This window comes from Kitasatospora nipponensis, from assembly GCF_039528135.1.
In the GTDB taxonomy this organism is placed as follows: Bacteria; Actinomycetota; Actinomycetes; order Streptomycetales; family Streptomycetaceae; genus Kitasatospora; species Kitasatospora nipponensis.
The window spans coordinates 478-975 of the sequence record NZ_BAAALF010000535.1 but is presented as its reverse complement, the minus strand read 5'-3'; the positions used below and the strand labels follow the sequence as shown (position 1 = coordinate 975).

Sequence of the window (498 nt, the reverse complement as noted above, 5' to 3'; positions counted from 1 at the left end):
GGTCCGCTGCATCCGCAGCAGCGGGCCCCGGTCCGTGCGCACCCCCTTGCAGAACACCGTTTCACCGCTTGCAAGTTGGAGGGCGCTGGCGAGATCACAGGACACCCCGTCGGTGGAATCCCCTGCGCTGCGGATCGGACCGCAGGCATCCTCGACGGCTGACCGGGTCTCCTGCGAGAGGTCGGCCCATACTGTCCGCGGCACTTCGGGCCCCTCGGAGCTTGCTTGGGTGAATCGGTGGGCTTGGAGGCCCCCCTGCTGTGGCCTTCCGCGCCGACTCGCTGGCTGGTGTCGGCGAGTCAACTGGGAGAGTCGTGCTGGTACCGCCAGACCCTGACCCCCTTGGACCGCCACGGCTCCGGGATCACGTCGGCCTCGCCGAGGCGGGCCACCCAGTCGAGTTGGCCGGCGAAGTACTCGTGGTACTCGGTCCCGCTGGTCCAGGTCAGGATCGGGCCGTCGGTGCCGCGCTTACCGTGTCCGTAGAGCATCACGCCG

The 498-nt window shown here is 69.3% G+C and carries 1 protein-coding gene; it reads right to left on the bottom strand.

The features are described from left to right. Positions 1 to 299 precede the first annotated feature (299 nt). Positions 300 to 498, bottom strand: a 199-nt coding sequence (locus ABD323_RS41715; protein ID WP_344447294.1) for a hypothetical protein, incomplete at its 5' end; no start/stop codon positions are given.